Raw genomic sequence first — 23,980 nt, 5'->3', positions numbered from 1 at the left:
CGCAAAGCCCAGGCGCGGCCGACGGCGGCCGCGTCCCGACAGGCAAAGGAGCGAAGGATGAGGAAGTCCATCGCACGTCTCGTGCTCGGGCTGGTCGCGGCCCTGGCGCTGGTCCCGGGAGTCGCGGGCCCCGCCGAGGTCCCACCAGCGGCCGCGGCGAGCAGCAACCTGCTCACGAACGGGGATCTGGAGAACGGCACGACCGGCTGGTCGGCCTTCGGCGCCGGGACTGTGGCGTCCAGCACGAGCCCGGTCCACGGCGGAACCCGGTCGCTGCTGCAGACCGGTCGCACCGCGGCATGGAACGGCCCGGCCCAGACCGTGACGTCCGTGCTCACCAACAACACCAGCTACACGGCGAGCGTGTGGGTGCGCTCCCAGAGCGGCACGCCGACCGGCCGGGTCACGCTGGCCGTGACCGCGGGCGGAACGACGAGCTACATCAACCTCGCCCAGGGCGCGGTGAGCTCCTCGGGCTGGACGCAGCTGACCGGCACCGCGACGGTGTCCTGGTCCGGGACGCTCTCGTCCGCCACCTTCTACGTGGAGACGGCGGCGGGCACGGACGGTCTCTACGTCGACGACGCCTCGTTCGTGAGCAACACGGCCTCGGCCTGCGACCTGCCGTCGACCTACCGCTGGACCTCGACCGGGGTCCTGGCCACGCCCAGGTCCGGCTGGGTCTCGCTCAAGGACTTCACCGTGGCTCCCTACAACGGCCAGCAGCTCGTCTATGCGACGACGCACGACACCGGCACGTCGTGGGGCTCGATGAACTTCAGCCTCTTCTCCAGCTACTCGCAGATGGGGAGCGCCTCGCAGAACGCGATGTCGTCGGCCACGGTGGCCCCGTCGCTGTTCTACTTCGCCCCGCGGAACATCTGGGTGCTCACCTACCAGTGGGGTCCGTCCCCGTTCATGTACCGGACCTCCAGCGACCCGACGAACCCGAACGGCTGGTCGGCCGCGAGCCCGCTCTTCACCGGATCGATCTCCGGCTCCAACACCGGCCCCATCGACCAGACGATCATCGGCGACGGTACGAACATGTACCTGTTCTTCGCCGGGGACAACGGGAAGATCTACCGGGCCAGCATGCCGATCGGTAACTTCCCGGGCAGCTTCGGCAGCTCCTACCAGACCATCATGAGCGACACCACGAACAACCTGTTCGAGGCTCCGCAGGTCTACAAGCTCAAGGACCAGAACAAGTACCTGATGATCGTCGAGGCGATCGGCGCCAACGGACGGTACTTCCGCTCGTTCACGGCGAGCAGCCTCTCCGGGTCGTGGACGCCGCAGGCCGCGACGGAGAGCAACCCGTTCGCCGGCAAGGCGAACAGCGGTGCCACCTGGACCAACGACATCAGCCACGGTGAGCTGCTGCGGACCTCCGCCGACCAGACCATGACGGTCGACCCCTGCAACCTGCAGCTCCTGTACCAGGGTCGTTCCCCCAGCTCGGACGGGGTGGACTACGGCCTGCTCCCGTACCGGCCGGGGCTGTTGACGCTCCAGCGCTAGGCCCTTCCCGGGGCGGACGGCGCGTCCTCTCGCCCGCGTGAGCGCGGGCGGGAGGACGCGCCGTCGGCGCGCTCCTGATCAGGCCTGATCGCGTCAGACCCGTTCGAGCCGGATCATCGACCACGAGACCGGCGGCAGGTCGACGTGCGCGCGCTCGTCGGCGACCTTGGCCGTCGTGTTCGTCCGCGGCAGCACCGAGGTGGCGTCGTCGGCCGTGGCCGACCAGGTGTGGTCGGGGTTGGCCAGCGTGAGCGCCTCGGCCACCCGGAGTCCCGGGAAGCCGCGCAGGTCGACGTCGAGCGCCACGTCGTCGGTGAGCGACCGGTTGACCGCCAGCACGACCACGGCGCCGGTCTCCGGGTCGTGGGTGGCCACCGCGTCGAGCACGGGGACGGGACCGAACTTCGCCGTCTCCTGGACCGGCGCGTCCACCGCGAGGCGCAGCACCTCGCCGGCCGCGTGCCGCGCGGTGAGGGCGAAGGGGTGGAACGTCGTCTGCCGCCAGGAGCGGCCGCCCGGCTCGGTCATGATCGGCGCGATGACGTTGACGAGCTGGGCCAGCGACGCGGCGTGGACGCGGTCGGTGTGCCGCAGCAGCGAGATGAGCAGGTTGCCGACCACGACGGCGTCGGCCACGTTGTAACGGTCCTCCAGCAGCACCGGGGCCACGGGCCAGTCGTCGCCCGACGGCGGGCGCGACTCCGCGCGCTTCTGGTACCAGACGTTCCACTCGTCGAACGAGACGTGGATGTGCTTGGTGTGCTTGCCCGCGGCGCGGACGGCGTCGGCGGTCGCCGCGACGGAGTCCACGAAGTGGTCCATGTTCACCGCGGAGGCCAGGAACGAGGCGAGGTCGCCGTCCTCCTCCCAGTAGTAGGCGTGCGCCGAGATGTGGTCGACGTGCTCGTAGGCCTCGGTGAGCACCGTGTGCTCCCAGTCGCCGAAGGTGGGCATCTGCGATCCCGACGAGCCGCAGGCGACGAGCTCGAGGTCGGGGTCGACCATCCGCATCGCCCGCGCCGTCTCGGCCGCGAGACGCCCGTACTCCTGCGCGGTCTTGTGGCCGATCTGCCACGGGCCGTCCATCTCGTTGCCCAGGCACCACATCTTGATCCGGTACGGGTCCTCGGCGCCGTTGGCCCGGCGCAGGTCGCTCCAGGTGGTGCCACCCGGCACGTTGCAGTACTCCAGCAGGTCGAGGGCCTCCTGGACGCCGCGCGTCCCGAGGTTGACGGCCATCATCGGCTCGACGCCGGTCCGGTCGCACCACCGCATGAACTCGTCGACGCCCACGAGATTGGGGTCGGTCGAGTGCCAGGCCAGGTCCAGGCGGCGCGGACGCTGCGCGACCGGTCCGATCCCGTCCTCCCAGCGGTAGCCCGAGACGAAGTTGCCGCCGGGGTAGCGCACCGTCGTCACGCCCAGCTCCCGCGTGAGCTCGACGACGTCGCCCCGGAACCCGTCGGCGTCCGCCGTCGGGTGGCCGGGCTCGTGCAGCCCCGTGTAGACGCTGCGACCCAGGTGCTCGACGAACGAGCCGAACGTACGGGGGCGTACCGGTCCGACGACGAACGCCGGGTCGATGGTGACGGATGCGGACAGCATGGGTGGTACTCCTCGGTGGTCGGTGCTTGAGGGCATGCTTCGCGCAGGCGGGGCGGCTGCCGTGGCGACGGCCACGGTGGCCGCCCCGCCTGCGCGATCGGACGTGCGGGGACCTACTGCCCCAGCTGGTTCTGCAGGTCGGCCTGCGTCTGGTCCAGGGCCTCCTGGACCGGCGTGCCGTTCTCGTAGATCTCGTTCAGCGTGACCGTGCGGAACGTGTCGTCGACGGTGGGCCAGTTGGGGTCGCTGAACGACTCGAAGTGCCCGATGCCGTCCTTGACCTCGTTCAGCACGTCGAACAGGTTGGTCTGGAAGTACTTGTTGAACTTGTTGTCCGGGTTCTTGGTGACTTCCTCGTCCTCCCAGACGGCCATGTTCACCGGGTCGAAGCCCAGCACCTCCCACACGGCCACGTTCGCCTCGGGGGACAGCTTCGCGAACGCCAGCCACTCGGCGGCGAGGTCCTTGTTCGGCGAGACGGCGGGGACCGCCGCTCCGGTGCCGCCACCACCGATGGTCTGCACGACGGCGTCGTCCGTGACCGGCGCCGGGGCGATGGCCACTTTGCCGGCGAGGTCGGGCATGTAGTCGACGAACCGGGAGGTGTACCACGCCGGGTAGACGATCGCGGCGTAGTCGCCGTCGTTGATCGCGCCGTACGCCTCCTCGGAGTCGGGGCTGCCGCCGGGGATCGTGGAGATGGCCCCGGCGTCCTGCATGTCCTTCATCATCGACAGGGCCTCGACGACCTCGGGGCTGTTCACCTGCACGTTGCCGTCGGCGTCGAGGTACTGCCCGCCGAGCTGCGCCGTGATGAGGGGCTCGAGGAACATGACGCTGGTGCTCGCGACTCCGAACGCCTTGCCGGTCTCCTCGTGGTACTTGACCCCGGCCTCCTGGAAGTCGTCCCAGGTCTTGATGGTCGAGTAGTCGATGCCGGCGCCCTCGAGCGCCTCGGTGTTGTAGAACGTGGTGAACGCGCCGACGTGCGTCGGGAAGCCGTAGATCTTGCCGTCCTTGCTGTACAGGTCGAGGCGGGCCTGGACCACGTCGTCCTTGTACGGGGCCGCGGCCTCCGTCAGGTCGAGCAGGGGCGGGTTCTCGCCCTTGACGAAGTTGGCGAACTTGTTCACCTCGATGTCGACGACGTCCGGCAGGCCCTCACCGGAGTTCACCGCGAGCTGCAGCTTGTTGTGCATGTCGTCGTAGGGGTAGACGGTCACCTCGAGCTGGATCTCCTGGTCGGGGTTGGCCTCGTTCCACCGCTCGGCCATCTCCTCGTAGTAGGTCGCGTGCACGTCGGCGAACGTCCACATGTTCAGCGTCGTGGAGCCGTCCGCGTTCTTGACGGGTGCCTCGGGCTGGCTCCCGCCGCATGCGGCGAGCGCGGTCACCGCCAGTGCGGCGGTCAGCATGGACACCGTCGTCCGTAGCCTGGTCATGTTTTCTCCGTTCGATCTGAGGTTCGATCTGAGTTCTGAGGCGCGGTCAGCCTTTGACCGCGCCCGCGGTGATTCCTTCGATGAAGAAGCGCTGGAAGGCGAGAAAGAGGATGAGGACGGGGATCAGCGAGAAGAAGGCCCCGATGATCAGCAGCTCGTAGTTGTTGCCGTAGGGCGTCAGGAGCGTGTTCAGGCCGATCGGCAGCGTGAACTTCTCCGGGCTGCGCAGCACCAGCAGCGGCCAGAGGAAGTTGTTCCAGCAGAGCATCCCGTTGAGGATCGCCATGGCGGCCATGGCCGGCTTGGTGATCGGCAGGACCAGCCGGAAGAAGATGCCGAACTCGCTCACGCCGTCCATGCGTCCGGCCTCGAGGATCTCCTTCGGTATGCCCAGGAAGTACTGGCGGAAGAAGAAGATCGTCACCGCCGAGGCGAGGAAGGGGAGCGCGATCACGACGTATGTGTCGGCCAGCCCCATGTCGTTGACCTGGACGTACAGGGGGAGCATGAGCATCTCGAACGGGACGGTCATGACCAGGAGCACCATGATGAACCACAGCGTCTTGGTCCGGAACTCGTACATCGCGAAGCCGTAGGCGACGAACGCGCTCACCAGCAGGGTCCCGGCGACCTGCCCGACCGTCAGCAGGAGGGTGTTGGCGAACCAGCGGAAGTACGGCCCGGAGTCCGTGAACAGCAGCACGTAGTTGTCCAGGCTCAGCGTTCCGAGGTCGACGTCGAAGGTCATGCCGCGCCGGATGACCTCGTTCCCGTCCTGGAACGTGCCCACGAGGATGGCCAGCAGCGGCACGAGCGAGATCAGCGCCATCACGACGAGGAACACCGACTGGATCCACGCGGCGGCGGAGGGCCCGCGGCGGCGTCGGGCGGCGGTGGCAGGAACGGTCGTCACCCGGTCCTGTTCCTGGAGAGCGGCCATCACGCGGCCTCCTTCCTGAAGGTGCCGCTGGCGACGAGATAGGAGATGTTGATCGTCATCACGATGACGAGCAGCACCACGCCGACGGCAGAGGCGAAGCCCAGGTCGTTCTCCTCGATGCCCTTGCGGTAGAGGTATCCGACGACCGTGAGGCCCTGGTTGTTGGGCGAGTTGTTGCCGGCGTAGAGCATGAAGCTCTCGAGGAACATCGCCAGTCCGCCGTAGACGCTGATCGTGACGACGTAGACGATGGTCGGCCGCAGGTTCGGGACGGTGATGTGCAGGAACTGACGGAACCTGCTCGCCCCGTCGATGGAGGCCGCCTCGTAGTACTCGGTCGGGATCGCCTGCATGCCGGCCAGGAAATACATCATGTTCACGCCGGTCCACCGCCACAGGGCGATGGCCAGCAGGGCCACCAGACCGGTGATGTCGCCGCGCAACCAGCGCACCGGGCCGAAGCCGAAGAACTCGGCGACCTGGTTCATGATCGCGGTGTCGGACTCGGCGAAGATGAGCCGGAACACGATGCCGGCCACCACCACGGAGGTCAGCGCGGGGACGAACATCGAGGCCTTGAAGAACCCCTTGATCCGCGCGCTACCGATGTTCGAGTTGATCAGCGCCGCGAGCGCCAGCGGGATCGGGATGAGCAGCACGAGGGTGAGGACCATGTAGCGCAGGCTGTTGAACAGGGCCTGCCAGAAGATGCGGTCCTGCCAGAGCCGTTCGTAGTTGTCGAGCCCGATGAACGTCGCCTGGCCGTAGAGCACCTCCTGGGTGCTCATCACGAACGAGCGGCTCAGGGGCACGACCCAGAACACGGCGAGGGTCACGAGGAACGGAAGGATGAAGAAGTAGGGCGCAAGCCTCTTCGAGTACAGGAGCTGCTTCACGGCGGTCCGGATCCTCCTTGATCAGAGCCACGGGGTGACGCCGGCGCGGTCGGACGAGGTCGTCGATCGCGGGGTGTCATGATGGTCGGCGTGGTGAAGATGAGCGATGTGGCACACGAAGCAGGCGTCTCGACGATGACCGTCTCGAATGTCGTCAACGGGCGGCCGGGGGCCAGCGAGGACACCCGTGCTCGTGTGCTCGACGCGGTGGCCCGGCTCGGCTACCGGATGAACGCCACCGCTCGGCAGCTGCGCGTGGGCCGCAGCGGTGCCATCGGCCTCCTGGTGCCGCACCTGGACGGGCCGTACTACGCCCACCTCGCGGCGCGGCTGGACACGCTGGCGCACTCGCGGGGCTACCACGTCATCATCGAGCGGACCGGCGCCAGCAGGGAGGGGGAGCTCGACGCCATCTCGCCCGAGCGGGTGCGGCCCTACGAGGGCGTGGTGTTCAGCCCGGTGCAGATCGACACCGCGGACGTGCGGGCGGCCGGTATCGAGGTCCCGGTGGTCCTGCTCGGCGAGCGGCGGCTGGCCGGCTCGTTCGACCACGTGATGATGGACAACGTCGGCGGCGCCGAGCTCGCGGTCTCGCACCTGCTGGAGCACGGCGCGCGGCGCATCGCCCTGATCGGCGGCCGTCCGGACACCGGTGTCGACAGCATGCCGACCCTGCGCAGCCGCGGTTACCGCAGCGCGCACGCCAAGGCCGGCGTACCGGTCGACGAGCGCCTCGTGGTGGACGCCGCCTCGTTCACCACGAAGGACGGCTACGAGGCGGTCATGCGCCTGCACCGCGAGGGCATCACGTTCGACGGCGCCTTCGCCCTGACCGACGCGGCGGCCATGGGGGCGCTGCGGGCGCTGGCGGACGTCGGGCTGCGCGTCCCGCAGGACGTCCAGGTGGTCGGCTTCGACAACGACGCGGAGGGGGAGTACCTCATCCCACGCCTGACCACCATGGACCCCGACAACGACTCGATGGCCGAGCGCATCATGGAGCTGCTCCTGGCGCGCGTGGAGGCGGGGGAGACGGGCGGGGCGGCGGCCGGCGACGTGGTCGAGGCCGTCATGTCGGCCCGGATCGTCGTGCGCGAGTCGACGCTCGCGCACACGTCTGGTTAGTCGATCGGTCACTGGTTCTCTTCCTCGAGCAGCCGGCCACCCCGGTGATATTTATCGATAAAGTAGGGGGCATGGCGCCACGTGTCAACGGCGCCCTCGAGGTTTCGCCCGCCGGTCGCGTCCGGCTGCGTCGGCCGGCCCTACCGGCGGCGGGCCGGCGGTGCGGTCGTGTCGCGGACGGTGAGGCTGGTGGCGAGCTGGACGTGACGTGACGCGGGCTGGACGCCGTCCGCCATGGCCAGCAGCGTCTCGACGGCCATCCGCCCCATGCCGGCCAGCGGCTGGTGCACCGAGGTGAGCGGCGGCGACGTCCAGCCCGCCTGGGGCGTGTCGTCGAAACCCACGACGCTGAGCCGCCCCGGCACCGGGACGTCCAGCTCCCGGGCCGCGGCGAGCACGCCGACGGCGATCTCGTCGTCGCCCGTCACGATCGCGGTCGGCGGTTCGGGCAGCGCGAGCAGCGCGCGGCCGTGCACCAGGCCCGTGTCGATCGAGAACGAGTCGCTGCGCACCAGCTCCTGCTCCAGCTCGATGCCCGCGGAGTCCAGCGCCGCCCGGTAGCCGTGGAGGCGTTCCCGGGCGGCGGCCGACGCGGCGGGGCCGCCGATCCATCCGACGCGGCGGTGCCCGAGGTCGAGCAGGTGCTCCGTCGCGGTGCGCCCGCCCGCCCAGTTGGCCGACCCGACGCTGACCGTCCCGGGCGCCTCCACGTCGACGGGGTCGATCATCACGAACGGCATGCCGACCTCCTTCGCGGCCTGGAGCACCGCGTTGGGTCGGGCGAGGGTGATGCCGACGATGCCGATCACGCCCGACTCCCTCTGCTCGGCCACCCACGCCCGGGCGGCAGCCTTGGTGGCGCGCACCGCGCGGTCGGGTGCGGAACGCACCAGGAGGTTGGTCTCGGCGCTCGTGGCCGCGGCCAGGACGCCGTCCAGGACGTTCGCGACGTAGGGCGAGGCCAGCGCGTCGAACACCGCGGCGATGGTGCGGGTGGGCGGCGGCTCCCACTGGGTGGTCGGTCGGTAGCCGAGGGCGGCGACGGCCTCCAGCACGCGCTCACGGGTGCTCCGCGCGATGTCGTGGCGCCCGTTGAGGGCCTTGGACGCGGTGCTCGTGGAGACGCCCGCGTGCCGCGCGACGTCGGCGAGCGTCGCCCGCTCCTTCGATGGCCGACCAGCCATGGGATTCCCTTCGTCGAAACTATTTCGGAGACTACTGATCGCCCGGGGCGACGTCAATCGCGGTAATTGGTCGCTCGGGACCCGTTGACGCTCTGGACAGGGCGCGGCTACAGTCCCGCTTGATCGATAAAGTTGCGAAACTATTTCGCAACCTCTCAACGAGGAGGGACAGGGTGATGAGGCTTCTTACCAAGGCATGGGCGGTCGGCGTCGCGCTCGTGACGGCCGGCGCGCTCACCGCGTGCTCGGGTACGGGCGGGACCGCGGCGAGCGCCGGCGGCGGCAGCGCCGACCAGCCGGTGAAGCTGACGGTGTGGAGCTGGGACGGCACGGTCGAGCTCGCGGTCCCGGGCTTCGAGAAGGCCAACCCCGGCATCGAGGTCGAGGTCGTGAACGCCGGCTCGTCCACCGACGAGTACCAGGCGCTCGACAATGCGATCCAGGCCGGTTCCGGTGTCCCGGACCTGGTGATGTTCGAGTACTTCGCGGTCCCGTACTTCGCGGTCCCCGGCAAGCTCGCCGACCTCGGACCGCTGGGTGCGGCGGAGCTGGCCGACGACTACGTCCCGTCGGCCTGGAACAACGTCACGATCGGCGACGGCGTCTACGCCCTGCCGTCGGACTTCGGGCCGGCCGTCATGTTCTGGAACGAGGCGACCTTCGCCAAGGCGGGGATCGACGAGGCGCCGGCGACCTGGGACGAGTACTACGAGGACGCCAAGAAGATCCGGGCCCTGGGCGACGACTACTACATCACCCAGGACACCAACGACCTCTTCTTCCTGCTCTCGCTGATCTGGCAGGCCGGCGGGCGGCCGTTCGAGGTCGACGGGACCACCGTGCACATCGACTTCTCCGCCCCGGAGACCCAGAAGGCAGTCGCGTTCTGGCAGAAGATGATCGACGAGGACCTCGTCAATACGAAGATCAGCGCCTGGTCGGACGACTGGAACCGCGCCCTGAACGACGGCACGCTCGCCTCGCAGAACATGGGCGGCTGGCTCACCTCGACCCTGCCCGAGCGGGCGCCGGACGCCGCCGGCGACTTCCGGGTGGCACTGATGCCGCAGTGGGACGAGGGCGAGAAGGTCGGCGCCGAGAACGGCGGTTCCTCGTTCGGGATCCCGGAGGCCGCGGCCAACAAGGAAGCGGCCTACAAGTTCCTCGAGTACTTCACGCACGGCGAGGGCCTGCAGCCCCGCGTCGACGCGGGCGCGTTCGTGCCGAACAAGTCGGTGCTGGACAGCCCGGAGTTCCAGGACGTGGAGAACCCCTACTTCGGCGACCAGAAGACCGGTCAGGTGCTGGCGGAGGCGTCGAACATCGCCGCCGTCGGCTGGCAGTACCCGCCGTTCTTCGAGTGGGCGCGCAGCACCTACGGCGACATCGCCACGCCCTTCTACACCTCGGGCAAGGGCTCGCTCGCCGAGGTCCTGCAGACGTGGGAGCAGCGCTCGGTCGAGTACGGCAACGAGCAGGGGTTCCAGGTCGACTGACCGCTTCCCGGCGGCGTCTCGTGACAGTCCGAGCGCGAGACGCCGCCGGCGACCTGACCGACAGACGAGAAAGGACCAGTCATGAGCGCGACGGAGCGCATGACCCGCCCCGCGGTGGCCGTGCCCGTGCCCCGCGGGACGCCGCAGCACTACCGGCGGCGACGCACGCGACAGATCGGCTGGGCGTTCGTGGCGCCCTTCGGCATCCTGTTCGCCCTGGTGTTCATCGTGCCGATCACCTACGCCGCCTACCTCAGCCTCTTCCAGGACCGGATGGTGGGCGGGCCCTCGTTCGTGGGCCTGGCCAACTACACCAAGCTGTTCGGTGACGCGCAGTTCTGGGACGGCGTCACCCGGGTCGTCTCGTTCACGCTGATCCAGGTACCCGTCATGCTGGTGCTGGCCCTGGTGCTGGCGCTCGCGATGGACTCCATGCGGCTGCGCGGCATGCGATTCATGCGGGTGGCCATCTTCCTGCCCTACGCCGTGCCCGCCATCGTCTCCACGCTGATGTGGGGCTTCATGCTCGGCGTCCGGTACGGGCTCTTCGGGAGCATCAACGGCTGGCTCGGCACCGACATCGACCCGTTCCGGCCGAGCACCACGCTGATCTCCATCGGGATCATGGTCACCTGGGCCTTCACCGGCTACAACATGCTGATCTTCGACAGCGTGCTCAAGGCCGTGCCGCAGGAGCTGTACGAGGCGGCGGCCATCGACGGCGCGGGGGAGTTCCGGGTGATCCGGGCGATCAAGCTGCCCGCGCTGCGCGGCTCGCTCGTGATCACCGTCATCTTCTCGATCATCGGCACGTTCCAGATCTTCAACGAGCCGCAGATCCTCCCGTCGATGGTGGCCAACAGCGGGATCACCACCTACTACACGCCCAACCTGTACGCGTTCAACCTCGCGTTCACGGGCTCGCAGCAGGGCTACGCGGCCGCTCTCGCGCTCGTCATGGCCGCGTTCACCATCGCCATCGCGTACGCGGTCCAGATCCGGGGCATGCGCGATGCCCTCGACCAGTAGCAGCCGGAGACCTCTCATGACGACCACTGCCGTTGTCCGGCGCCGCACGCGCCTGCACACCCTCGCCAACCCCCGCAAGAGCGGCACGCTGACCTTCCTGACGGGGCTGTTCACCCTCTACTGCCTGGTGCCGCTGATCTGGCTCACGATCAACTCCACCAAGTCCCAGGCCGACTTCGTCTCGAGCTTCGGCTTCTCCTTCGGCCAGCGGTTCGCGCTGTTCGACAACATCGTCGAGGTCTTCACCTACGACGGCGGCATCTTCACGCGCTGGCTGCTCAACACGGTGCTGTACGTGGTCGTCGGGGCGGTCGTCTCGACGTTCCTCGCCGCGCTGGGCGGTTACGCGCTCGCCAAGCTGGAGTTCACCGGCAAGCGGGTCTTCCTGTTCGTGGTGCTCGGTGCCATCTCGGTCCCGGGGATCGCCCTGGCCATCCCGCAGTTCCTGCTGTTCGCCCAGTTGGGTCTGACGAACACGCCGTGGGCGGTGCTGATCCCGTCGTTCCTCAACCCGTTCGGGCTGTACCTCATGTGGGTGTTCGCCGCGGAGGCCGTCCCCACCGGGCTGCTGGAGGCGGCGAAGATCGACGGCGCGGGGGAGTTCCGCACCTTCTGGCAGATCGCGCTCCCCATGCTCGTCCCGGCCACCGTGACCGTGCTGCTGTTCTCGTTCGTGTCGATCTGGAACAACTACTTCCTGCCGCTGATCATGCTCAAGGACCCCGACTGGTACCCGCTGACCGTCGGCATCAACCAGTGGAACAAGCTGGCCTCCACGGCCGGCAACGGCGAGCTGCTCCAGAACCTCGTCGTGACGTCGTCGCTGCTCACGATCATCCCGCTGATCATCGCGTTCATCTCGCTGCAGCGGTTCTGGCAGTCCGGCCTGAGCCTCGGCGCCGTCAAGGGCTGACGCCGTCCGCGGCGCGCCCCGCACCCCACGTAGAGAAGAAGACAGAGGAGAACCTTGGACACCCACACGACCCCCGGCCTGACGATCGACGGCGAGGCGACCACCGCCGTCCCGCTGCGGCACATCTGGAACGAGTGCGTCGGCGCGGGCCGCGCCAACGAGGCGCTGCGCGCCGACTGGCAGGCCCACTTCCGCGAGGCGGTCACGCGGCTGGGGGCACGGTTCGTGCGCTTCCACGGGCTGTTCCACGACGACATGTTCGTCTACCGCGCCAACGACGGCGGCGGCTTCGGGCCGCCCGTGCCGCTCGACACCCCCGTCCACACGTTCAGCTACGTCGACAAGGTGTTCGACTTCATTCTCGAGACGGGCGCTCGCCCGTTCGTCGAGCTCGGCTTCATGCCGCGCGAGCTGGCCACCGAGACCGAGACGCTCTTCTGGTGGAAGGCCCACTGCAGCCCGCCCACGGACATGGCCCGGTGGGTCGAGCTGGTCACCGCGACCGTCACCCACTGGATCGACCGGTACGGCCTCGACGAGGTGCGGCAGTGGCGCTTCGAGGTGTGGAACGAGCCCAACCTCGTGCCCCACTTCTGGACCGGGACGCGCACCCAGTACTTCGAGCTCTACGAGGCCACGGCCCTGGCGATCAAGGAGATCGACCGGGAGCTCAAGGTGGGCGGTCCGTCCACGAGCGTGTTCGTGCCCGACGACCGCTACCAGGGCGAGTGGGAGGACCGGTCCGTCGAGCACGCGACCGCCGAAGCGGAGGACGTTGACGCCCTCGACTGGCGGCCCGTCTGGATCCAGGAGCTCGTCGACTGGTGCGCCGCGCGCGACGTCCCCATCGACTTCCTCTCCACCCACCTCTACCCGACGGACGTCGCGTTCGGGGCCAACGGGCAGATGCGGCACATCCGCCGCCACGTGGACGCGACCCACGACGACCTGGTCGCCCTCCGCAAGCTCATCGCCGGCAGCCCGTTCCCCGACGCCGAGCTGCACATCACCGAGTGGTCGAGCTCGCCGTCCAGCCGCGACTCGATCCACGACACCCTGTTCGCCGCGACCTACATCACGCGCGCCTACCTGCGGAGCGCGGCGCTCGCGGACTCGATCTCGTACTGGACGTTCACCGACGTGTTCGAGGAGGGCGGCGCGGGCATCGGGCCCTTCCACGGCGGGTTCGGCATGGTCAACGAGCAAGGCCTGCACAAGCCGACGTTCCACGCGTTCGAGATGCTGTCCCGGCTCGGCGACACGATCCTCGCGGCCCTGCCCTACGGGGCGATCACGCAGCACTCGGCGACGCACGAGGTCTCCGCCGTGTTCTTCAACTATCCGGACGACATGGGCCGCCAGGGAGTCGGGTCCGAGCTCACCTACGCGGCCACCCGTGGTCTGGCGCAGAGGGGTCCCGCCCGGCGGGTCCGGCACACCGTCGCGGGGCTCACGCCCGGCGCCGTGTTCGCGGTGGAGCAGATCGACTGGGACCACGGGAACGTGGCCGAGGCCTGGCATCGGATGGGGGAGCCGCTCAACCTCACCCCGGCCCAGGCAGCCGAGCTGCGGGAGAGCGCCGACGGCCTGCGCCGCACGTCGCTCACGGTGTCCGGGGACGGCGTGCTCGACGTCGACCTCGAGCTGCCGGCGTGGGCGGTGCTGTCGATCACCCCGGCGCGCGGATAGGGCGGCGCGGGGCGGGGTGGCGGATCGAAAAGTTTCGGACCGTCGGCTTCGCCTCGCGGCGATCCAGGCCCGGAGTTCCGCCGAAAAGAGGGCGTGGATCGCGATCGTCGAGGGTTGGTGCGCGAGCAGGGCGCCTTGTACTTTTCGGGACCAGGCGATACAACGGTCGCAACGAGGAGGCAGCCTTGACGAAGAAGACCGGGCCGGCACGTCCCAACCTCTCGGCCGTGGCCGCGCACGCGGGGGTGTCCACCGCCACGGCGTCCAAGGTCGTGAACGGGCGGCCGGACGTCGCCGAGGACACCCGGGAGCGGGTCGAGACGGCGATCACCGCGCTCGGGTACCGGGGCCCGTCCCGGACCACCACGGCGCACACGGTCGAGCTCATGGTCGACACCCTGGACACCACCTACGCGTCGCAGATCCTGCGCGGCGTGGTGCTCGCGGCCGAGGAGCTGGGCCTGGAGGTCGTCGTCGGGCGGGTGCGCCGCAGGTCCGCGAACGGGGTGCCGGAGTCGAGCGCCGCCTGGGCCCAGCGGCTCGCCGCCGCCGAGCGGGTGGGTGCGATCGTGCTGACCTCCGGGCTCGGCCCGGACGTGTACGCGAGCCTCGCCCGCGCGCGCGTCCCGCTCGTGGTGATCGACCCGCTCGACGTCACCGAGGAGGGTGTGGTCTCCGTGGGGTCCACGAACTGGCTCGGCGGCCGGAGTGCGGCGGAGCACCTGGTCCGCCTCGGGCACCGGCACCTCGCGGTGGTGGCCGGGCCGGCGGAGTCTCTCAGCGCCGTCGCGCGCCTGGACGGCTTTCTCACGTACTGCCGGCAGCAGGACGTGGAGATCGAGCCCGAGCTGGTCCGTCCGATCCGCTTCGACCACGACCAGGCCGTCCAGGTCGCGGAGCGGTGGTTCCAGCGGTCCGACCCGCCCACCGCGATCTTCGCGGGCAGCGACGCGCAGGCGATGGGGGTGCTGGAGGCTGCGCGGCGCGCCGGCCTGCGGGTCCCGGAGGACGTCAGCCTCGTGGCCTACGACGACACGCCGCTCGCGTCGTGGGCCAACCCTCCGCTGACCGCCGTCCGGCAGCCGCTGGAGGAGATCGGCCGGCGGGCCCTGCTCACCGTGCAGCAGCTGCACGAGGGCAGGCCGGTCGACTCCCACCACATCGAGATCGCCACCACGTTCGTCGTCCGGGACTCGACCGCCCCGCCACGGGCCGAGCCGCTCCGGGACACGCGGGGCTGAACCGCCGCCGGTCCTGACCGGCGGACCGAGCACCACCCGCCGGGCGATCCGTCCGGCGGCCGAACCACGATGCCGCGCGGCATCCCAGATCGATGGAGATCACATGCGCACAGCCGAGAACTGGCCCGTCGCGGCCAACATGCTGTCCTTCGGGTCGACGACGCCGGACGGGATCCCCAACGTCGACGCGCCGGCCGAGTCCTGGCGGGCCCAGCTGCAGCAGGTCGCAGACCTGGGGTTCACGCACGTCGACCCCACCGACGCCTGGCTGTCGATCGGCGAGCTGAGCGACGCGCGGTTCGCCGAGCTGCTCGCCGTGCTGAAGGAGACGGGGCTGTCGGTCCCGTCCGTGTCCACCACCCGCCGCAGCGTCATCGACGCCGCGCGGGGCGAGGACTACCTGCGCTTCGGCCACACGATCATCGACCGTGCCCCGGAGCTCGGGGCGGAGGTCGTCAACTTCGGCTTCATGCAGGCCCTGACGCCCGCCCAGGAGCGCGCCCTGTGGTTCTGGCTCGCCGAGGGGCACCACGACGACCTCGACGACAAGGACGCCTACGACCTCGCCGTGCGCCGTATCCGCGAGCTCGCCGACCACGCGCGCGACCTCGGGGTGCAGGTCAGCCTCGAGATGTACGAGGACACCTACATCGGCACGCCGGACCTGGCGGTGCGGTTCGTGCAGGACGTCGACCGCGACAACGTCGGCATCAACCCCGACCTCGGGAACCTGGTGCGGCTGCACCGGCCGATCGAGGACATCCCGACGATGTTCGAGAAGGTCCTGCCCCTGACCAACTTCTGGCACATCAAGAACTACACGCGGGACGAGGACCCGGCGACGGGCGCCTACGCCACGCATCCGACGCCGCTGGTCCAGGGAGTCGTGAACTATCGCGCGGTGATCCGCCGGGCCCTGGAGCTGGGGTTCGAGGGCGTCTTCGTGTGCGAGCACTACGGCTCCGACAGCCTGGGCGTCGCCGCCATCAACCGGGAGTACATCCGCGAGGTGCTCCGCGGCGCCGGACGCTAGCCCTGTCAGCAGCAACCACGTCCCCGAGCAAAGGTGCAGGTGAGATGACCTACGTCCACAACAGACCGCAAGACTTCGTCCCCGAGGCCCTGCGCGGCCTCGTCAAGGCCCACCCCGGCCGGCTCCGCCAGGTCCCCGGCGGGATCGCCCGCGCGGACGGCACCCGCCCCGGCAAGGTGGCCGTCGTCGTCGGCGGGGGATCGGGCCACTACCCGGCGTTCGCCGGGCTGGTCGGCGACGGCCTCGCCGACGCCGCCGTGTGCGGCGACATCTTCACGTCCCCGTCCACCCGCCAGGTGCTGGACGTGTGCCGGGCCGCCGACGGCGGGGCCGGGGTGCTCCTCACCTTCGGCAACTACGCGGGCGACGTGCTCAACTTCGGTGCCGCGGCCAGCCGCCTGCGCGCGCAGGGCACGGACGTCTCGATCCTGCTGGTGACGGACGACGTCGCCTCCGCCCCCGCCGAGCGCGCCCACGAGCGCCGGGGCGTGGCCGGCGACCTGGTGGTCTTCAAGCTCGCGGGAGCCGCCGCCGAGGAGGGGGCCGACCTGGCCGAGGTGAACCGCCTCGCCGCGCGGGGCAACGAGCGCACGCAGTCGTTCGGAGTGGCTTTCGACGGGTGCACGCTGCCGGGCCAGGACCATGCCCTGTTCAGCCTCGAGCCGGGCACCGCCGGGTGGGGACTCGGTATCCACGGCGAGCCCGGCGTCGGGGAGGAGGCCAGGTCGACGGCGGCCGCGCTCGCCGTCGAGCTCGTCGACCGCGTGCTCGCCGAACGCCCCGCCGACGCGGACGGCCGGGCCGCGGTACTCCTCAATGGCCTCGGCGAGGTCAAGTACGAGGAGCTGTTCGTCCTGTGGGACAGCGTGCACGACCTGCTGGTGGAGCGCGGCGTCACGATCGTCGCACCGCTCGTGGGCGAGTACGTGACCAGCCTGGACATGGCCGGCTGCTCGCTGACGGTCACGTGGCTCGACGACGAGCTCGAGCGCCTGTGGCTCGCCCCCGCCAGCACGCCCGGTTTCCACCACGGGGCATGGCGCCCCGCGCCCGCGTCCGTTCCCGCGCCGCTGCCCACCGAGCCGGAGACCGAGCTGGTGCGTGCCACCACCCCGGAGGGCATCGCGGCGGCCGGCGCCGTCACGGGCATGCTGCGCCGAGCGCAGGGCGCCCTGCACGACGCCGAGCAGATGCTCGGCGACCTTGACGCGGTGGCGGCGGACGGCGACCACGGCCGGGGCATGTGCCGCGGCATCGACGCAGCGGTCGACGCGGCCGACGCCGCCCGCGCGGCCGGGGCGGACGCGCCGTCCGTGCTGCGCCGAGCGGCCGACGCCTGGGCGGACAAGGCCGGTGGGACGTCGGGGGCGTTGTGGGGAGTGGGTCTGCTCGCGCTGGCTGACGCGCTCCCGCCGGACGCGCCCGTCACGGTCGACCACCTCCTGGCCGGGTTCACCGCGGCCCGGGACCAGGTGCAGGCGGTCGGCGGCGCGCGCGTCGGCGACAAGACGATGGTGGACGCGCTGCACCCGGCCGTCGAGGCGTTCGCCGCGGCGGTGGACGCGGGCACCGCCCCGGCCGGCGCTTGGAGTGCCGCGGTCGTGGCCGCCCGGGCGGGCGCGGCGTCGACCGAGAACCTCACGGCCCGCCGAGGCCGTGCGCGGGTGCTCGGGGACAAGAGCCTGGGCGTCCCGGACCCGGGGGCGACCTCCCTCGCCCTCCTGCTGGGCGAGGCGGGCGCCGAGGCCGGCGTCCCCGTGCCCACGACCTCGAAGGTGGAATCCTGATGGTGGACGGCCTGCGACTGGTGATCGGCTGCGACGACGCCGGGTACGAGTACAAGGAGATCCTGAAGCGGGACCTGGAGGCGGACGAGCGCGTCGCCTCGGTGGTCGACGTCGGGGTGCGCAGCGACGAGCACACCCCATACCCCTACGTGGGTGCCGCCGCCGCCCGACTGGTCGGGGCCGGGGAGGCGGACCGTGCACTGCTCGTGTGCGGCACCGGGCTCGGGGTGGCGATCGCCGCCAACAAGGTGCCGGGCGTGCGCGCGGTGACGGCGCACGACTCGTTCTCGGTCGAGCGTGCGGTGCTGTCCAACGACGCCCAGGTGCTCTGCTTCGGCCAGCGCGTCGTCGGCATCGAGCTGGCCCGCCGGCTGACCCGCGAGTGGCTCGGCTACCGGTTCGACCCGGCTTCGCCGTCGGCGCCCAAGGTCATGGCGATCGGGGAGATCGAGGACCAGGCCGCGGGGAGCGACCCGGCGCCGAACCCGGCGTCCTGCGGCTGACGCCTGTTCGTAAACGTTTCAGTAGGGCTGTCGGAGAGGACATCATGATCAGCAGCATCAGTTCGGTCGCCGTCGTCGGGGCCGGGTACATGGGTGGGGGCATCGCGCAGTCCTTCGCGCTCGCGGGCCTGCCCGTCGTCATCGCGGACGTCTCGGCCGAGGCGACCGAGGCCGCGTACGCGAGGCTCCTCGTGGAGGCCCGGGAGTTCGAGGAGCAGGGCCTGTACGACCCCGGAGCGGCCGAGACGATCCGCGCCAACCTGAGCACGGCACCGTCGATCGAGGAGGCGGTCGCGCACGCCGACTTCATCGAGGAGGCGGTGTTCGAGTCGGTCGAGGTCAAGCACGACGTGCTGGGCCGGATCTCGGCCGCGGCCCGTCCGGACGCGATCATCGGCAGCAACACCTCGACGATCCCGGCCCGGGTGCTGGTCGAGGCGGTGGCGAACCCGGAGCGGTTCCTCACCGTGCACTTCTCCAACCCGGCGCCCTTCATCCCGGGGGTCGAGCTCGTGCTGAGCGACCGCACGGACCCGGGTGCGGTGCCGGTGGTGCGTGAGCTGCTGGCCCGTGCGGACCGGCAGGGCGCGCTGGTGGCCGACGTGCCGGGGTTCGTGCTGAACCGCCTGCAGTACGTGCTGCTGAAGGAGGCGATGTCGATCGCGGAGGAGGGCATCGCGTCCCCGGAGGACATCGACACGGTGGTGCGTACGACGTTCGGCTTCCGCCTGGGGTTCTTCGGCCCGTTCGCGATCGCGGACCAGGCAGGGCTTGACGTCTACGCGGGCGGGTTCCGCACGTTCGAGGAGAACTTCGGCGAGCGCCTCGCGACGCCCGCCCTCATCGAGGACGCCGTGGCGGGGGACCGCAAGGGTGTCAAGAACGGCCGGGGGCTGCTGCGGGACTACACGCCGGAGCAGGTCAAGGCGCTGGTCGCGTACCGGAACAAGGCGTACGGGGAGATGGGGCGGCTGCTGCGCTCCCTCGGACCGGCTCCGGCCTGACCCGGCCGCTCTCGCACGGCCGGATGCTCGCTACGCCCGGGCGTCCAGCAGTGCGAGGGCGATGTTCCGGTCCGCGGGAGCGGCCGGTCGAGCGCCAAGGGTCAGGCCAGTGCGTCGGCGATGTCTGCCGGGGTGGTGCCGGAGGCAGAGGCGAGCGCGACGATGCTCCGAGCGAGCTCCCGCACGGCGACGTTGGTGTGGTTGGAGGTGGAGCGCAGGCGCTCGAACGCCTCCTCCGGGTCGATGTGCAGCGCGAGGGAGATGATGCCCTTGGCCTGTTCGATGGGGGCGCGGGTGGCCGCGGCGGAGCGGATCGATGCCGAGGCGGCCTCGTTCGCCTGGATCTCGATACCGGCCGTGATGTCGACGAAGAAGCCGGTCAGCTCGCTCACCTGCGTCGTGTCGGGGTCGATGCGGCCCTGCCCGACGACGGTCAGCGTCTTCTGGTCGCCGTGGGCGTCCATGATGCGGTGGACGCTGCTGAACGGCTCGCCGGTCCGTGCCGCGGTCTGCAGGACCTGCGAGACGCGAGCGCGGTCCTGCGGGTGCTTGTGCGCCAGCACGAGTGCGGTGGTCGGAACCACGTCGCCGGGCTCGAAGCCGTGGATGCGGTAGGTCTCGTCCGACCACCACCACACCTGCTCGGCCAGGTCGTAGCTGTACCGCCCCACCACGTGGTTGGCCCCCAGGGCCAGCGCCCGCTCGATCTCCATCGGTTCGGTCATGTGTACCGCCTTTGACGCGCTTCATCCACGGACGAGCCGCGTCATGACCCACACCGACCGTAGCGGAGAACCGTTGTCAGGGGAACCGGACCCTGTGGCGACCGCTTGCGCGGCGTACCGCCTGGTCCGCTCGTCCCGGCGTATGTCGCGACGGCAAGGAGCGCGACATCCACCGGGGCGAGCGGCAAGGCCATGGTGACCACCGTGCGTCGGCGCTCGCACGTCGAGCGGCAGCCGGCAGCGCTCCCATCGGTGTCACCGGTGGCCGGCCGCTGTAGCCGGACCGTCGGCAGCCAACGCGTCGACGCCACGGTGCAGGGCGACGACGAGCGCACCGGCGACGAACAGGTCATCTCCCGAGGACCGCTGGGTGGCGCGCACCGCGGCGGCCAGCCGGGAGACGGCCTCGGCGGCCCTGACCGCGGAGTCGTCCTCCCGGTCCGACCGCAGCGCGGCGGCGTACGAGCGCAGCGTCGTGGCCAGGACCGGGCGGATCTCGGGGCCGAGTGCCACGTCCGCGCGGTCCGTGTGCTCCCACTCGGCCAGGAGCCGCACCACCTCGTCGAGCACGTCGGCGGCGGCCCACAGTGCCTCCGCGCGCCCCGCCTGCGCACCGGCCCACCTGCTGTAGCGGTGCCCGCGGCGGTTGACCCGCATCGCCTCGCGGGTCTGGGCGACGGCTCCATGAGCCCTGTCGTTCGGCGGCACCACTGCTCGTCGTCGTCGCTGCCACTCGTCGGCGACGAGGGGCCCCGACCGTTCGAGGCGGTCGGCCAGCACCTCGGCCTGGTCGACGAGCACACTGCGCAGCCGGTCCAGCGCGTCCTCCGAAGGCGTGAGGGGCAGCGGTGGGAACAGGAGGTTGACGGCGGTGCCGATCACCGCGCCGACGACGATCAGGCCCGAGTAGACGGTGATGAACTCGAGCGGTTCCGACCCGCCCAGGATCAGCACGAAGAGAGCTGACGTCGCCACCCAGCCACCCATCTCGCCGAAGAGCCGCCATCCGGAGCACAGCAGGGCCAGCCCCACCGCGAGGGCCACGGACAGCGTGCTGGAACCGAGCGTCAGGTCCACGCCGTGGGCGAGCACGGCGCCGACGAGCACCGCTCCCGTCGCCTGCGCGGACTGCCGCACCGAACGGACCGCCGTGCTCGACATCGCGATGATCGCCCCGAGCGGCGCGTAGTACGGCTGCTCGGAGAACGGCGCCGGTGCGAGCACCGCGACGACCCACGCCAGCGACGCCGCGAGCGAGCCCTTGACCGCCAGCGCCCAGCGCGGGTGGCGTGACCAGCGGTGGTGCAGGGCGACGAGGAGGCGCGGCGGGGTGGGCATGACCGCAAGGCTCACCCGGTGCCGGGTCACCCGCATCCGCACGGTGCCCGGGGCGTGTCAGGTGTGGTCCGTGTCGTCAGCGCCGGGCGAGGTTCTCCGTCGCCGGGCCCTCCAGGAGCGTCCCGTCCGCGGCGAAGCGCGAGCCGTGCACGGGACAGTCCCAGGACTGCTCCTGGTCGTTCCACCGCACGACGCCGCCGAGGTGCGGACACACCCGTGACACCTCGCTCCCGGCCGGCGCTTCCCCCGTGGGCCGGGTCGCCGCACAGGCCCAGCCCTTGGACTGCTCGCCGAAGGTGGCCGCCGACCGGGACGTGGGCTCCGGTGGCCTGGCCCACGGTTCCAGGGCCGAGCCCCACTCGACCGGTTCGCCGAGCAGGCGGCCCGCCAGGGCCAGGCCGGCGCCGGCGCCGGTCGTCAGGCCCCACTTGCCGTAGCCCGTCGCCACGAGCACCCGCTCGTCGCCCGGGACGGCCGGTCCGACGAACGGCAGGCCGGTGTCGCTGACGTAGTCCTGCGCGGCCCACGCGTGGTGCGCGGTCCCGACGGGCAGGTGCGTGCGGGTCCAGTCGTCGAGCGTCGCCAGCCGCGCGGCCGGGTTCGGCTCCCGTCCGGTGAGGTAGCCTTCGCCGCCCACCATGAGCAGTCCGCCGGCCATGCGCAGCGAGCGGGTGGGGGAGCCGGCCGTGATCGACATCGTCCCGGCGAAGCCCGCTGGGAGCGCGGCGGGGTCGGGTACGTCCCAGGTGGTCAGCAGACTGCGGCCGGCCTCGAGCCGCAGGAACAGGCCGCCGAGCCGCCCCGGTGGGGTGCCGGTGGCCAGGACCACGTGCTCGGCGAGCACCGTGCCCCGCGTGGTACGCAGCGCGACGCCCGACCGCAGCCGGCGCACCTGCCGCACCCGGACGCCGTCGTGCACCGGGACCCCGCGGGCGCGCAGCCGGGAGCGCAGCGCCGACAGCATCCGTAGCGGGTCGACCTGGCCCTGTCCCGGCAGGCGGACGGCGCCGAAGGCGGGGACGGGGTAGGGCGGTTCGTCCTCCCACGTGGCCGCGAGCCCGTGCCGGGAGCAGGTCGAGAGCACGGCCTCGACGTCGGGCGCCTGGGCTGCAGTGGTGGCGACGGTGAGGTCGTCACGGTTCTCGACGGGCACGCCGAGGTCCTCCAGCGTGCGGCGCAGCCAGCCGAGCCCCGCGAACCCCGCCGCGAGGTAGCTGCCCACCGCCTCGTCGCCGTGGTGCGCGACGCGCGCGAGCTGCACGCCCTGGAGCACGGAGAGCTTGCCGGTGGACCGGGCGGTCGTGGTGGCGCCTGCCGCGGCCTTGTCCAGCACCACCACGTCGGCGCCGCCGTCGGCGAGGAGCAGGGCGGTCGCGACGCCGGTGATCCCGGCGCCCACCACGACGACGTCCGCGCGCAGGGGCCCGGGCGCCAGGACACCCGGACCCTCCTGCCCGCCTGCGGCTTCGGGGGTCTCCTGGCTCACGGTGCGCCTCCTGTGCCGGTGGTCGGGTGTCGCGCTGCCGGCCTCCTCAGGCTGGCACGCGGTACCCGCACTCGCACGACGCCTACGGGCCGGTCGTGGCGGGCCGGAAGTGGGAGACCAGGGCGTGCACGAGGGCTTCCGGGTTCTCCTCGGCCACGTGGTGCCCGGAGTCGATGCCGTACCCGTCGAGGTCGTCCGCCCAGGCACGCCAGATCGCCAGCGGGTCCCCGTACAGCTCCTCGAGGTCGTCGCGGAGCGACCACAGCACGCGCAGCGGGGCGGTGACGCGCCGGCCCGCCGCGCGGTCCGCCTCCTCGTGCATGCGATCGACCGTCAGGCCGGCGCGGTAGTCCTCCAGCATCGAGCGCACCACGTCGGGGTCCGCGACGGCGGCCATGAGCTCCGCGTGGTTCTCGGCACCCATGGTCCGGGGATCGGCCTTGGGCCCGTACCAGGCGGCGGGGTCCGCGTTGATCACCCGCTCGGGGATGTCCGGCTGGGCGAAGAAGAACCAGTGCCACCAGCTCGTGGCGAAGACCGCGTCGGCGCGGCGCAGGTGCTCGCTCACGGGCAGGCAGTCGATCAGCACGAGGCGGTCGACCGCCCCGGGGTGGTCGAGCGCGAGCCGGAGGGCCACGTAGCTCCCGCGGTCGTGTCCCACCAGGTGGAAGCGTTCGTGGCCGAGCTCCCGCATGACGGCCACCATGTCGCCGGCGACCGCTCGTTTGGAGTGGGCCTCGTGGCCGGCAGTCGGCGCGGGCCCCCGGGACCGGCCGTAGCCGCGCAGGTCCGGGCACACCACGCGGAACCCGGCGTCGACCAGACGGGGCGCCACACGGTGCCACGTCGCCGAGGTACGAGGGTGCCCGTGCAGGAGCAGGACGGGCGGGCCGGACCCGCCGTGGCGGACGAAGACCGACGCGTCCTGCGTCTCGACCCGTGCGGTCGCGAATTCTTCGAACACGCGGCCAGGGTAGCGACGTCGGCACGGCTCGCGGACGACGGCGCGCCTGGGCGGAC

The 23,980-nt window shown here is 71.0% G+C and carries 20 protein-coding genes; 11 read left to right on the top strand and 9 right to left on the bottom strand.

Annotated elements, in window-relative coordinates:
* Window positions 1-57: 57 nt before the first annotated feature.
* Entirely contained in the window at window positions 58-1,524 is a 1,467-nt protein-coding gene (locus ACH47X_RS04100; RefSeq protein ID WP_397401657.1) for a non-reducing end alpha-L-arabinofuranosidase family hydrolase, read from the top strand.
* 93 nt (window positions 1,525-1,617) lie between these two features.
* On the opposite strand, the gene arfA is transcribed toward ACH47X_RS04100, so the two are convergent.
* The 4 genes from arfA to ACH47X_RS04080 form a co-directional block, all read right to left on the bottom strand.
* Window positions 1,618-3,129, bottom strand: a complete 1,512-nt coding sequence (arfA, locus tag ACH47X_RS04095) for an arabinosylfuranosidase ArfA (RefSeq protein ID WP_397401655.1) — start codon at window positions 3,127-3,129, stop codon at window positions 1,618-1,620.
* Between the two features lie 113 nt (window positions 3,130-3,242).
* On the bottom strand, window positions 3,243-4,571 hold the full coding sequence (locus ACH47X_RS04090) for an ABC transporter substrate-binding protein (RefSeq protein WP_397401653.1): 1,329 nt from the start codon (window positions 4,569-4,571) through the stop codon (window positions 3,243-3,245).
* Between the two features lie 46 nt (window positions 4,572-4,617).
* Complete coding sequence (locus tag ACH47X_RS04085; protein ID WP_036963529.1) at window positions 4,618-5,511, bottom strand: carbohydrate ABC transporter permease; 894 nt, start codon at window positions 5,509-5,511, stop codon at window positions 4,618-4,620.
* Window positions 5,511-6,407 (bottom strand): carbohydrate ABC transporter permease, encoded by an 897-nt coding sequence (locus tag ACH47X_RS04080; protein ID WP_397401650.1) that lies wholly within the window; start codon window positions 6,405-6,407, stop codon window positions 5,511-5,513. Before ACH47X_RS04080 ends, ACH47X_RS04085 begins: the two co-directional genes overlap by 1 nt.
* 78 nt (window positions 6,408-6,485) lie before the next feature.
* Here ACH47X_RS04080 and ACH47X_RS04075 point away from each other — a divergent pair, with 78 nt between their 5' ends.
* Entirely contained in the window at window positions 6,486-7,532 is a 1,047-nt protein-coding gene (locus ACH47X_RS04075) for a LacI family DNA-binding transcriptional regulator (protein ID WP_397401648.1), read from the top strand.
* A 140-nt stretch (window positions 7,533-7,672) separates the two neighbouring features.
* Here ACH47X_RS04075 and ACH47X_RS04070 read toward each other — a convergent pair whose 3' ends face one another.
* Window positions 7,673-8,716, bottom strand: a complete 1,044-nt coding sequence (locus ACH47X_RS04070; RefSeq protein WP_397401646.1) for a LacI family DNA-binding transcriptional regulator — start codon at window positions 8,714-8,716, stop codon at window positions 7,673-7,675.
* Window positions 8,717-8,892: 176 nt separating this feature from the next.
* Here ACH47X_RS04070 and ACH47X_RS04065 point away from each other — a divergent pair, with 176 nt between their 5' ends.
* The 9 genes from ACH47X_RS04065 to ACH47X_RS04025 all read left to right on the top strand — a co-directional run bounded on the left by ACH47X_RS04065 (window position 8,893) and on the right by ACH47X_RS04025 (window position 19,411).
* Window positions 8,893-10,212, top strand: a complete 1,320-nt coding sequence (locus ACH47X_RS04065) for an ABC transporter substrate-binding protein (RefSeq protein WP_397401644.1) — start codon at window positions 8,893-8,895, stop codon at window positions 10,210-10,212.
* Between the two features lie 81 nt (window positions 10,213-10,293).
* Window positions 10,294-11,241 carry a carbohydrate ABC transporter permease gene (locus tag ACH47X_RS04060; RefSeq protein WP_397401642.1) on the top strand — a complete coding sequence of 316 codons (948 nt, stop codon included), beginning with the start codon at window positions 10,294-10,296 and terminating at the stop codon, window positions 11,239-11,241.
* 16 nt (window positions 11,242-11,257) lie between these two features.
* The gene (locus ACH47X_RS04055; protein WP_397401640.1) at window positions 11,258-12,154 is read left to right on the top strand and encodes a carbohydrate ABC transporter permease; all 897 of its coding nucleotides are present in this window, start codon (window positions 11,258-11,260) and stop codon (window positions 12,152-12,154) included.
* A gap of 54 nt (window positions 12,155-12,208) precedes the next feature.
* Complete coding sequence (locus ACH47X_RS04050; RefSeq protein ID WP_397401638.1) at window positions 12,209-13,843, top strand: GH39 family glycosyl hydrolase; 1,635 nt, start codon at window positions 12,209-12,211, stop codon at window positions 13,841-13,843.
* A 185-nt stretch (window positions 13,844-14,028) separates the two neighbouring features.
* On the top strand, window positions 14,029-15,084 hold the full coding sequence (locus ACH47X_RS04045) for a LacI family DNA-binding transcriptional regulator (RefSeq protein ID WP_397401636.1): 1,056 nt from the start codon (window positions 14,029-14,031) through the stop codon (window positions 15,082-15,084).
* Between the two features lie 103 nt (window positions 15,085-15,187).
* Entirely contained in the window at window positions 15,188-16,117 is a 930-nt protein-coding gene (locus ACH47X_RS04040) for a sugar phosphate isomerase/epimerase family protein (protein ID WP_397401634.1), read from the top strand.
* Between the two features lie 44 nt (window positions 16,118-16,161).
* Complete coding sequence (locus ACH47X_RS04035) at window positions 16,162-17,904, top strand: dihydroxyacetone kinase family protein (RefSeq protein WP_397401632.1); 1,743 nt, start codon at window positions 16,162-16,164, stop codon at window positions 17,902-17,904.
* Window positions 17,904-18,407 (top strand): ribose-5-phosphate isomerase, encoded by a 504-nt coding sequence (locus ACH47X_RS04030; RefSeq protein WP_397401630.1) that lies wholly within the window; start codon window positions 17,904-17,906, stop codon window positions 18,405-18,407. Before ACH47X_RS04035 ends, ACH47X_RS04030 begins: the two co-directional genes overlap by 1 nt.
* 44 nt (window positions 18,408-18,451) lie before the next feature.
* A complete protein-coding gene (locus ACH47X_RS04025; protein ID WP_397401628.1) occupies window positions 18,452-19,411 on the top strand; it encodes a 3-hydroxyacyl-CoA dehydrogenase family protein in 960 nt (319 codons plus the stop codon).
* Window positions 19,412-19,512: 101 nt separating this feature from the next.
* Here ACH47X_RS04025 and ACH47X_RS04020 read toward each other — a convergent pair whose 3' ends face one another.
* The 4 genes from ACH47X_RS04020 to ACH47X_RS04005 all read right to left on the bottom strand — a co-directional run bounded on the left by ACH47X_RS04020 (window position 19,513) and on the right by ACH47X_RS04005 (window position 23,924).
* Window positions 19,513-20,136, bottom strand: a complete 624-nt coding sequence (locus ACH47X_RS04020; protein ID WP_397401626.1) for a PAS and ANTAR domain-containing protein — start codon at window positions 20,134-20,136, stop codon at window positions 19,513-19,515.
* Between the two features lie 255 nt (window positions 20,137-20,391).
* The gene (locus tag ACH47X_RS04015; RefSeq protein ID WP_397401624.1) at window positions 20,392-21,474 is read right to left on the bottom strand and encodes an aromatic acid exporter family protein; all 1,083 of its coding nucleotides are present in this window, start codon (window positions 21,472-21,474) and stop codon (window positions 20,392-20,394) included.
* 76 nt (window positions 21,475-21,550) lie between these two features.
* Window positions 21,551-22,960 carry an FAD-dependent oxidoreductase gene (locus ACH47X_RS04010; protein ID WP_397401622.1) on the bottom strand — a complete coding sequence of 470 codons (1,410 nt, stop codon included), beginning with the start codon at window positions 22,958-22,960 and terminating at the stop codon, window positions 21,551-21,553.
* An 82-nt stretch (window positions 22,961-23,042) separates the two neighbouring features.
* Window positions 23,043-23,924 (bottom strand): alpha/beta fold hydrolase, encoded by an 882-nt coding sequence (locus ACH47X_RS04005; protein WP_397401620.1) that lies wholly within the window; start codon window positions 23,922-23,924, stop codon window positions 23,043-23,045.
* Window positions 23,925-23,980 lie beyond the last annotated feature (56 nt).

The organism is Promicromonospora kroppenstedtii (assembly GCF_044389675.1).
GTDB classification, from domain to species: Bacteria; Actinomycetota; Actinomycetes; order Actinomycetales; family Cellulomonadaceae; genus Promicromonospora; species Promicromonospora kroppenstedtii.
This window is presented reverse-complemented; position numbering and strand designations above follow the sequence as displayed.